This window comes from Lactobacillus fornicalis, from assembly GCF_055362665.1.
Genome location: NZ_JBLTIM010000054.1, coordinates 1 through 11055, shown reverse-complemented (window position 1 = coordinate 11055; position 11055 = coordinate 1). Strand labels below are relative to the sequence as shown.

Annotated in this window: 10 protein-coding genes; 7 read left to right on the top strand and 3 right to left on the bottom strand. The window is 34.2% G+C overall.

Features of this window, described 5'->3' with window-relative positions; genetic code table 11:
* Positions 1-154: 154 nt before the first annotated feature.
* From ACNDLV_RS07790 to glyA, 7 genes are all read left to right on the top strand, one after another.
* Entirely contained in the window at positions 155-1615 is a 1461-nt protein-coding gene (locus ACNDLV_RS07790) for an amino acid permease (RefSeq protein ID WP_034530138.1), read from the top strand.
* Between the two features lie 166 nt (positions 1616-1781).
* Positions 1782-2198 carry a helix-turn-helix domain-containing protein gene (locus tag ACNDLV_RS07785; protein WP_006585769.1) on the top strand — a complete coding sequence of 139 codons (417 nt, stop codon included), beginning with the start codon at positions 1782-1784 and terminating at the stop codon, positions 2196-2198.
* Positions 2199-2272: 74 nt separating this feature from the next.
* Entirely contained in the window at positions 2273-2938 is a 666-nt protein-coding gene (locus ACNDLV_RS07780) for a nitroreductase family protein (protein WP_225306028.1), read from the top strand.
* 82 nt (positions 2939-3020) lie between these two features.
* Entirely contained in the window at positions 3021-5540 is a 2520-nt protein-coding gene (locus ACNDLV_RS07775) for an AAA family ATPase (protein ID WP_006585767.1), read from the top strand.
* A 75-nt stretch (positions 5541-5615) separates the two neighbouring features.
* Positions 5616-6101 (top strand): PH domain-containing protein, encoded by a 486-nt coding sequence (locus tag ACNDLV_RS07770; protein ID WP_022091028.1) that lies wholly within the window; start codon positions 5616-5618, stop codon positions 6099-6101.
* On the top strand, positions 6094-7473 hold the full coding sequence (locus tag ACNDLV_RS07765) for a PH domain-containing protein (protein ID WP_006585765.1): 1380 nt from the start codon (positions 6094-6096) through the stop codon (positions 7471-7473). The genes ACNDLV_RS07770 and ACNDLV_RS07765 overlap by 8 nt, the downstream gene beginning before the upstream one ends.
* A 51-nt stretch (positions 7474-7524) precedes the next feature.
* The gene (gene glyA, locus ACNDLV_RS07760) at positions 7525-8760 is read left to right on the top strand and encodes a serine hydroxymethyltransferase (RefSeq protein WP_006585764.1); all 1236 of its coding nucleotides are present in this window, start codon (positions 7525-7527) and stop codon (positions 8758-8760) included.
* Between the two features lie 15 nt (positions 8761-8775).
* Here glyA and ACNDLV_RS07755 read toward each other — a convergent pair whose 3' ends face one another.
* The 3 genes from ACNDLV_RS07755 to ACNDLV_RS07745 are packed head-to-tail and all read right to left on the bottom strand — an operon-like array spanning position 8776 to position 10892.
* Positions 8776-9426, bottom strand: a complete 651-nt coding sequence (locus ACNDLV_RS07755) for a VTT domain-containing protein (protein WP_006585763.1) — start codon at positions 9424-9426, stop codon at positions 8776-8778.
* Between the two features lie 2 nt (positions 9427-9428).
* Positions 9429-9950, bottom strand: coding sequence for a phosphatidylglycerophosphatase A family protein (locus ACNDLV_RS07750; protein ID WP_006587684.1), 522 nt, complete (start codon positions 9948-9950; stop codon positions 9429-9431).
* 9 nt (positions 9951-9959) lie between these two features.
* Positions 9960-10892, bottom strand: a complete 933-nt coding sequence (locus ACNDLV_RS07745; RefSeq protein WP_180363087.1) for an NAD(P)/FAD-dependent oxidoreductase — start codon at positions 10890-10892, stop codon at positions 9960-9962.
* Positions 10893-11055 lie beyond the last annotated feature (163 nt).

Below are 11055 nucleotides of genomic sequence, written 5' to 3'. Positions count from 1 at the left end.
TATTTTACAGTCTCATAATTTGAAATGTAAAAAGAATGACCTGTACTTTTTTATAATTTGACAAGCATTTCACAGACTTTTAGAAGAATACCTGCCAAGTATAAGTAAAGGGTGTAGATTATTTTTTGGGATTAATTTTAGGAAGTGAATGCATATGAAACAAGAAGTTAAAAATAAAGTGGGTCTTGGGGGCTTGACTGGTTTAATTGTTGGAGGAACTATTGGTTCAGGAATTTTTGCCTTGCCAGCCACATTGACTGCTGGAGCTAATCCAGAAGGAATTTTGATAGGTTGGACTATTGTGGCAATTGGGATGTTTTCTTTAGCTGGAGTATATCGTAATTTAACCCTACAACAACCCAAAATTGATGACGGAATACATGGTTGGTCAAAGAATCTGTTCGGTGATATGGGCGGGTTTATCGCCAATTATGGGCATGGAATTGGTGATGCAATTGGAAATGCATCGTATTTAACAGTTATTTTTTCAGCTCTGGGTGGTTTTAGTTTTTTGCAGATCTTTGGAAATGGTACTACATGGCCATCAATTATTGGTGCCTCTATTTTACTTTGGATAGTTACTGGATTAGTGTTGAAAGGAATCAAAACTTCAACAGTTATGAATAATATAACGACTATCGCCAAAGTTATTCCAATTGCAATGTTTATCATCTTAGCAATTCTCAACTTTTCGCCACATACTTTTCTAGCTCATTTTGCTTCAACTAATGTATTTGATGTGGCAACTAATCATTGGATGCATGTATCGATTTTTGACCAGTCCAAGTCTGTTTTATTGTCAGCTATGTGGACATTAATTGGGATTGAATCAGGAACTATTTTTGCTACAAGAGCTAAGAAATTGAGTGATGTTGCAAAAGCTACTAATCTCGGTGCGATGTTTGTAATAGTTCTTTTAGTTGGTACTTCTGTTTTGTCACTTGGTTTACTTGCGCCAAATCAAATTTCTAAACTTCACGATCCCTCTGTGGCTGGTTTAATGGAGAATATGGTAGGACCCTGGGGTGGCTGGTTGATTTATATTTGCTTGATTGTTTCTGTAGTTGGTGCCTTAATTGCATGGGTAAACCTATGTAGTGAGCAACTAAGAGTTGCTGGACGTGGCGGTTCAGGCTCTAAGTGGTTAGCAGAACTTAATGAAGCGGAGGCTCCAAAAAATGCGTTATTAGTAACTACTGGCCTAACTCAGGTATTAATGATTATCGCAGGGCTGTATTCAGCTGGATATGCGGTTTTACTCAAGTTCTCAACTTCGATGGCTATTGTGCCTTACTTTTTTGCCAGTCTATATGCCTTAAAGAGCGTTATTTGTGGAATCGGTTTTAAAGATTTGCCAACTTATAAACGAATTACATCAGCTATTTATGCAGTATTAGCAACAGCATTTACCTTGTTTATGATTTTTGGAGCTGGTTTGCGCTATCTTTTACTTGGAGCAATTATTTGGATGACTGGTTTTGGCTTTTTCTATCAAGGTAAAAAAGAAAAAGGACAAAGGCTAAGTAAAGTGGAATGGTTATGGTGGGGCGTTATAGCTGTTATGGCTCTAGCCGGTATTTTAGGACTTTTAACTGGAACATTGCAAATTAAATAAAGTACTTCGTAGTTGTAAAAAACTCTGCTAGACTATCTAGGAGAGTTTTTTTATTTCCTGGGAAATGGTAAAAGCAACTGAAAGTGGCGTGAATGTATACCATAATTGGTGGTGCGCAACTACCATGCGCAATATAATTTAGATATTAAATGACGGAGGAAAAATCATGGATCAAATTAATGAGCGTCTTAAAGAGATGCGACTTAATGCTGGTATGTCTCAAGAAGAACTTGCTAGCAAACTAAATGTATCACGTCAATCAGTATCTAAATGGGAAACTGGTGATTCATTACCAGATATTTTAAAGTTAAAGCAATTGAGTCAGCTTTATGATGTTTCAATTGATTATATTGTTGGTAATAAAAATTTTGATAAAAAAGAAGAAACACAGGAAACAAGTAAGCAAAATCTATTGAAAAAACAGAGAGCTAAGCGTGCTTTAAAGGGTATTTTATGGGGAACTGCATCTATGCTTGCAGCATTTGGAATGGAAGTTTTAAAGCAGGATAGTTGGGTAATAGCTATTTTTGCAGCTGTACCTCTACATTTCTTGATTAATTATTATATTGATAATAAAGGATAGAAGAACTCAAAATTGAGTTCTTTTTTTATTGAGTTTATAACTATAAGTATAAGTGAATTAGAAAGGAGAATATTATGACATCAAAGTCCAACCTAATAGAAGCAATTAATTTAAGACATACTGTGCGTAGATATAAGCCGACAGAAATTGATTTTGATAATCGAAAGTTTATTTTAGAAAGAGTTAATAAACTGAACAGTAGTTATAATTTGATGATGAGAGCAGTTTTTGACGATGATTCAGCTTTATCACTTCTTGGTAAATTTGTTTTAAGCAAAAATGCTCGAAATTTTATTGTCCTGGCTGGAAAAGATAATCAGCAAGAGCAATTAGGTTATTGTGCAGCAGATTTAATGTTATATATCCAAACTCTTGGCTTAAATAGCTGGTTTGTTGGTGGAACTTATAATCGCCAAAAATTAGAAAATAAGTATCATGAACCTGTCTGGGGAATAGTTGTCTTGGGGTATGGTCTAGATAGTGGCAAAAAACATGCCTGCAAAAGTTTGAATCAAGTTAGTGTAAGTGATAATGATGTGGAGTGGTACAAAAAAGGTGTGGTTGCCGCTTTAAAAGCACCAACTGCACTTAATAAACAGAACTTTAAATTTATTTTAGCTAATGGAGTAGTTGAGTTAGAAGTTAAGGAAAGTTCATATGCCAAGCTAGAACTAGGAATTTTACGTTACTTTTTTGAACTTGCAAGTGGGAAAAAGATAGAGAAAAAAAAAATTGTCTAAGATGATAGTGTATATAGTAAAAAAAGAAAGACTCTTGAAGTTATATAATATAAATAGTTTTTTATAAAAAGAGTTGAAAATAATGAATGAGAATACAACTGTTGGACCGCAAGCTATTGAAGTGCGTGGTGCAAATATTAATAATTTGCAAAATATTGATATTGATATCCCATTACATAAATTTGTAGCAATTACTGGACCTTCTGGTGCCGGTAAAAGTTCACTAGCCATGGGTATTCTTTACGCTGAAGGCTCTCGTCGGTATCTTGAGGCGTTGTCGACCTACACTAGAAGGCGAATTACACAAGCTAAACAAGTAGGAGTTAAAGAAATTAAACATATTCCTTCTGCGATTGCGTTAAGACAACGGCCCTCAATTCCTAGTGAACGTTCAACAGTGGGCTCAATGACTGAAATTTATAATGTAATTCGTTTGATATTTTCTCGTCTTGGAAGTCCGGTTTGTCCCAATGGCCATAGAATTGCTCCAAGTTTGTCAATTTCCCAGGCAATGGATAATTCTGGTGAAAAAATGGGAAAAATCAATTGCCCGACTTGTGGAGTAGAATTTAGTGCTAAATCAGCAGAAGATTTCGCTTATAATTCTGCTGGTGCTTGTCCAAAATGTCATGGAACTGGACAAGTTCAAACTTTAGATCCTGAAAAAATTATTCCAGATGATAATAAGTCAATTAATGAAGGTGCAGTAGCTTCTTGGCGGTTGCCAGGACGCAATTTTATGAATACTGTTGCGGCTACTTTGGGTGTACGTTTAGATGTACCATTTAAGGATTTGACGCCAAAAGAAAAAAATATTGTTTTATACGGTAAAAAGAAAAAATATGCAGTTGATTTTCACACCTCAACAGGTCGTGTTTATAGTACTGATGGTACACTTTATGAAAATGCTTATGAAGCTGTTTATGCGTCACTTAAAACTGCTAAAACTGAACGAAGTTTAGTAAGGATTAATAAGTTCTTTAAGTTTTCAACTTGTCCGCTTTGTCATGGAAATCGATTAAATCCAGAGTTATTGAAACAAATAGTTGCTGGAAAAAATATTGCTCAAGTTGCTAATTTAACTTTGGGAGAATTGTCTAAATTTGAAAAAAAGACCTTAAATTGGCTTCCAGATAATGTGCAAGCTATGGCAAAAGTTATTTTTAAAGATTTAGATGATAATCTAGCTCCCTTGCTTGATTTAGGCTTAGATTATTTAACTTTAGCACGTAGTGGAAATACCCTCTCAACTGGCGAATTACAAAGAATCCAGTTAGCTCGGACTTTAAGAACTGAAACGACGGGGGTTTTATACGTTTTAGATGAACCAACTATTGGATTACATCCTGATAATGTTGCTGGTTTGATTAAAATTTTGCGTCGTTTAATTTCCCAAGGGAATTCATTAGTAGTTGTTGATCACGAGGTTAGTGTAATTGAAGCAGCAGATTGGGTAATTGAAATTGGCCCTCAAGCTGGAGAAAAAGGTGGGAAAGTTGTTGCCCAAGGCAAACCAGGTGAGTTAATAAATAATCCTAAGTCAATGATTGGAAAATATTTAGCTGGTAATGCAAAAATTACTAACTTAAAAAAGCAAAGTGTAAACTTGGCACACGCAACTCAACTAAGTGTAAGTAATTATTTTAATTTGCATGATATTACGATTGCAGTTCCTGATGAAAAATTAACTGCAATTACTGGTTTCTCAGGTGCTGGAAAGACAAGTCTGATTTTAGATAGTTTAGTACCAGCTATAAAAAATCCTCAACATTTACCTGCTCAGGTAACTAATATAACAACTTCTATTAAAACAGTAGTCAGTGTGGATGCTAAACCAGTTGGTAAAAATACTCGTTCTTGTGTTGCTACATATACTTCAATTATGGATAGCTTACGGCGTTTATTTGCCAGCTTGCCAGCCTCTAAAGCTGAAAATTTAAAAATGTCGGCTTTTTCGTACAATAATAAACAAGGGGCCTGTCCTACTTGCCAAGGATTAGGAAGTATTTCACTTGATTTGCAATATTTACCTGATATGGAGCAGGTATGTCCCACTTGTCATGGCCGACGTTTCGCTTCAAAAATTTTAAAAATTAAATGGCATAATTATTCAATTGCCGATATCCTCGAACTATCTGTAAATGATGCTATTAGTATTTTTGCACAAGAAAAAAAGATTTTACGAGAATTGGATTTGTTAAAACAAGTTGGATTGGGCTATTTACATTTAGGAGAAAGCACACCTGAATTATCCGGTGGTGAAGCACAACGATTGAAGTTAACTAAGCATTTACTAAAATCATGCAAGCAAACTTTATTTGTCTTTGATGAGCCTTCAATAGGCCTTCACCCTAGTGATGTTCAGATTTTATTAAAAGTGCTGCGTCATCTACAAGCTAAAGGTGCAACTATTATTATCATTACTCATGATTTAGATATTATGACTAATTGTGATTATTTGATTGATTTAGGACCGAAAGGTGGCATAAATGGTGGACAAGTAATGGCTACAGGTAATCCATTTGCCTTAGTTAATAGCCAGAAAAACAGCTTGACCTTACAGTATTTGCGACAACATTTCGTTAACTACCATCTAATCTGAGTGTCTAAACTGAAATATTAAGCTCTATTTGCTATAATTCAGGCAAGTAGAGCTTTTTTATATGGAGGAATAATGATGCAAAATAAACTGCCAAATGAAATAAAAAAAGTTTGGTTAGCTGAAAATATTTTAGAAGTTATTGGAACCATGATTGGATTTGGGATAGTTTACTTCGTTTTGATTACATTTGTTGCCAAAAACTTAGTTAACCTATTCCTTATGATTTGGGCAATTTTATTTGCATTGGTAATAGTTTTTGATATAGTTCAGATTTTGCTCATACCATATGTTTATAACTTTTGGACTTATCAAATTACTGGTGAATATGTGGTGCTACATAAAGGTTATATTTTTAGAAAACAAATTACGGTTCCGTTGGCGCGTCTTCAGACAGTTACACTTGAAGCGGGACCACTTTTACGTTGGCAACACTTAACCGAATTGCACTTACATACCGCTTCTTCTAGTGAAAAGATTTCTGGATTGAAATTAGAAGACGCTAAATTATTTAGAAAACAACTGCTAAATATTATTCAAAAGGCAGGGGATAAACATGACTAAGCATTTATCACCATTAGCTATGTTATTTTTCTTAAAGGATCAAGTCAGGAATAAGATTGGAATCCTACCAGCTATTATTATTGGATGCAATTATTTGAATTTCCTCAAGGGAAATTATCTTATACAAATCGGTAGTTTTGTTGCTTTGATTTTATTATTAACTTTTCTAGAATATTTCTTTTTTACTTATGAAATTTCAGAAAAAGAGTTAATTATTCGTTCAGGGGTATTTGAAAAGAAAGAAAAGCATATCCCTTATTCACGAATTCAAACGATACACACTAAATATCCTTTTTGGATGGAACCTTTAAAGCAAACTAAGGTCATTCTTGAAACGGCTAATCAGGATGATGAGGGTACTATTGTTTTGCGAGTTGTAAGTCAAGCGGAATTAGAGCGCTTGCAAGATGCAATGAAAATTGCTGATGTAGCAACTATTTTAGAAGAACCAAGTGGATATTATATTAATAACCGTGATTTGGCGATTTATACGATTACTTCTCCAGGAGTTATAGCTGGGGCATTAATGGTTTACAGTCTTTATGAAAAAGTTGCGGATTTTGATATTAAAATCGACAACAGTTTGCCGATGATTATCCTATTTTTATTGATTGGAATAGGCTTAACCTTTTTTAATACTTGGCAACGGTTATTTAATTTCAGTATTCATAATGAACAAAATCAATTAAAGTCTAAAAGTGGTCTATTTTCTAAAACACAAATGACTTTACCCGTAAAGAGGATTCAAGGGATTATTTTTGAAGCAACTTATTTAAGGTACATAACTAAGTTAGTCAGTATTCAAGCAATTGCATCCTCTAAGTTAACCGATGAAGAAGAAGGAAATGTTAATTTAATTCCCGTGGTTAAGCGCAAAGAAGCAAGTGAAGTTTTACATGAGCTGTTACCGACTTGGCCAAGTAAAGTGAAAAATTTGCATCGCTTATCTTCAGCTGGAAAAAGATCACTTTTTATTTATCGATTTAATTGGCTGTTAATCACTAGTGTCATAATTAATGTGATTTCGTATTTCTTCTTGTCTGGTGCATTTGTTTGGATTCTTGGCTTGAATTTACTAGTAGGCGTGTACAGTCTAGTAGCGTCTGTTATTTTAATTTGCTCTAGTGGAATAAATTATGATGACCAATATTTATATTTTGGTACTAAGCGTTATTTCAAAATCATTAATGCAATTTTCCCACGAGAAAAAATTCAATATTTGAAGCTAACACAAAGTGTTTGGATGAAGAAAAAGAAATTGATGCATATTGAGCTTGAAGTGATGGATAAGCATTTTGGCTATCAAGTTAGGGTACGTTATTTGCCAGAAGAAGTTGCTAAAAATGTTCAAGAATGGTTTATGGAAAAATAACTGGATAATGCTATAATTAACTTATTAGTTTTATCTAAGGAGGACTTGCTCGTGAAATATGCAGAAAAAGATCCACAACTTTGGGATGCGATTGCCCAAGAAGAAAAAAGACAACAACATACAATTGAATTAATTGCCTCAGAAAATATTGTTTCTAAAGCGGTTGAAGAAGCACAAGGTTCTGTTTTAACTAATAAATATGCGGAAGGATATCCTGGTAAGCGATATTATGGTGGTTGTAAATATATTGATATTGCAGAACAATTAGCAATTGATCATGCCAAAAAATTATTTGGAGCAGCTTATGCCAATGTCCAACCTCATTCAGGTTCTCAAGCAAATGCAGCTGTATATCAAGCTTTACTTAAACCTGGTGATATTATTTTGGGGATGGGAATGGATGCTGGAGGCCACTTAACTCACGGTGCTAAAGTTAACTTCTCTGGTAAGATGTATAAAACATATGCTTATGGTTTAAATCCTACGACAGAACGGTTAGATTATGATGCAATTCGTAAGCAAGCTTTAGAAATTAAGCCACAAATCATTGTTGCAGGAGCCTCTGCATATAGTCAGATTATTGATTGGGATAAGTTTAGAGAAATCGCTGATGAAGTAGGGGCATATTTAATGGTAGATATGGCTCATATTGCTGGGTTAGTTGCTACTGGCTATCATCCAAACCCTGTGCCAGTAGCTGATGTTGTTACTACAACTACTCACAAAACTTTGCGTGGTCCTAGAGGTGGGATGATTTTATCTCGTTCTGAAGAATTAGGTAAAAAGTTTAATTCTGCTGTTTTCCCTGGCTCTCAAGGTGGTCCCTTAGAACACGTTATTGCTGCTAAAGCGCAAGCTTTTTATGAAGATTTACAACCACAATACAAAACTTATATTGGGCAAGTTGTCAAAAATGCTAAGGCAATGGCTGAGGTCTTAAATGATTCAGATACTATTCGAGTAGTTACTGGTGGTACAGCAAATCATCTTTTAGTTTTAGATATTACTAAGACTGGTTTAACTGGAAAAGATGCTCAAAATTTACTTGATAGTGTGATGATAACAACTAATAAAGAAGCAATTCCTAATGATCATCGTTCACCATTTATTACTAGTGGTTTAAGAATTGGGACGCCAGCCATTACAAGTCGTGGTTTTGATGAAGAAGATAGTCGAGCAGTTGCTAAGCTGATTATCGACGCTTTAAATAATAGTGATAATCAAGCAGTTCTTTCAAAGGTAGCTGAAGGTGTTCAAAAACTTGTTGAAAAGCATCCGATTGACTAGATAAAAAAAGGATTCCTAATGGAATCCTTTTTTTAATGTCATCTTTTTCTTTAAGGCGACAATTGCAATTGGGACAACTGATACCAAAATAATTGCAATCACAATTAATGAAAAATGTGTCTTTACGATTGGTAAATTCCCAAAGAAGTAACCTATTATTGAGAATAACCCGGTCCATAAAATACCACCTAAGATGTTGTAAGTTATGAAATGCCCATAATGCATTTTGCTACCGCCAGAAATGAATGGGACGAATGTTCTAATAAATGGAATAAACCGACCTATTACAATCGTAATTGAACCATGCCTTTCAAAAAATTTCTCTGCAGCGTAACGGTTCTTTTCGTTTATTAACTTATTAAACCAAGCATGTTTGGAGCCGGCTCTTGTTGACCAAGCACCAACTTCATAGTTAGCACTATCTCCTAAAATAGCTGCAATTACTACTGCTAGATAGACTAGCCAGATATCTAATCCATATTTAGTATTGGCTGCCATTGCGCTTGCCGCAAAAATTAACGAATCGCCTGGTAAAAATGGAAAAATAACTAAACCGGTTTCTATGAAAATGATTGCAAATAAAATTAAATAGGTATAATTGCCAAATTGATTAACGATATTAACTAAGTGGTCATCAATGTGTAAAATAAATGAAATTAATCCCATTGTTAGTCCTTTCTAGAATAAATACTGTCATCTTCTAAATCTGTTTGAGTATGGGCTAAACGACTAGCAGCAGCTGCTGCAACAGCACCAACTAGGTCGTCAAGAAAGACATTAATTTTACCAGTTGATTTATCATTTAACCACTTTAAAATGCCAGGTTTTGTTTTATCAATGTAGCCATAGTTTGTAAAACCGATTGAACCATAAAGATTAGTAATTGAAAAAGTTAAAACCTCATCGCAACCATATAGTGGTTCATCATTTTCCATGATTGATTGTAATGGCTCAGAAAGTTGTTTCTTTTCTGCAAGCTTATCCAGTTCAATTCCAGTAATAATTGAATTTTGAACTTCTCTTTTTTGGAGGACTTTTTCAATGCTTTCTTGCATTGCCTCATGAGTAAGAGGATGAATATAGTCTTTTTGCAAATAATAAACTAAATCTTCAATATCCTTTAAAGTTACACCACGTTCATTTAATAATGCAATTGTATGTTGATAAAAATGTTCCTGATTTTCTGTCATAGTCATCACCTAAATACTTGTAGAATGGATAGTCATCTTTTTATTAGGAAAAATTGTTTGCATAATTGATGTAATAGCTACTTGTGCTTCACCAAAACCAATTCCAATAATTGGAACGCGACCATCATAGCCTACACTGTCACCAGCTGCAAAAATTCCTTTTACAGAAGTTTCCATTTTTCGATCTACTTTTATCAAATCATTTTCTAATTCAATTCCCCATTTTTTAACAAAACGGTTATTAGCACGAAAACCATATGCAACTATTAGATTATCAAAAACAATTGTTTTTGTTTCATCTGTACCGACTTTCTTAAGAGATAATTCACATCTTCCTGAGTTATCAATTAAGTTTGCAGGTAAGTAGGGGGTTAAAACAGAAATTTGAGAATTATGTTTAACTTTTTCAACATTACTTTCAAGTCCTCTAAATTGATTGCGTCGATGAATCAAAGAAACCTTGGCATATTGACTTAATTCTAGAGCCCAGTCAAGAGCTGAATCGCCACCACCAAGAACAGCTACTTCTTTATTTTGATAGTCTTGAGGATTTTTTACAAAATAAGAAAGTTTATTATCTATACTGGTAGGAATTGGGAGAGGGAAAGCCTTGGGTTTAAAAGCACCATTACCTGTTGTTATAAGGACTGTTTTAGAAATCAAATCATCATTGATAATGAATTGAGAATCTTCGTGAATAATATTTTCTACCTTATAATTACAAATGATAGTCACATCACTACTTAAATTAGAACAAAGCTTTTCAGTTAGTTGAAATGATTTAATATCTTTAAATACAGGGATGTCTTGTATAACTTTATTAGGATAAAGAGCGGCGGGCTGACCACCTAATTCTGGAAGAGATTCAAGTAAGACAACTTTAAGACCATGTAAATGAGCAAAATAAGCGGAAAATAGTCCGACAGGACCAGCGCCAATAATTGCTAAATCATAATGTTTGATAATAATTCCTCCTTATATGTAAGTTCATTAGCAACTCTACCATGAAAAAGATATTTTTGCACCGAAAAAATGCTTGCTAAAATTAAAATAATCCTGTATCTTAGATAAAGTCGTGTTGAGGCAAAGCCTCGATGACAAAATT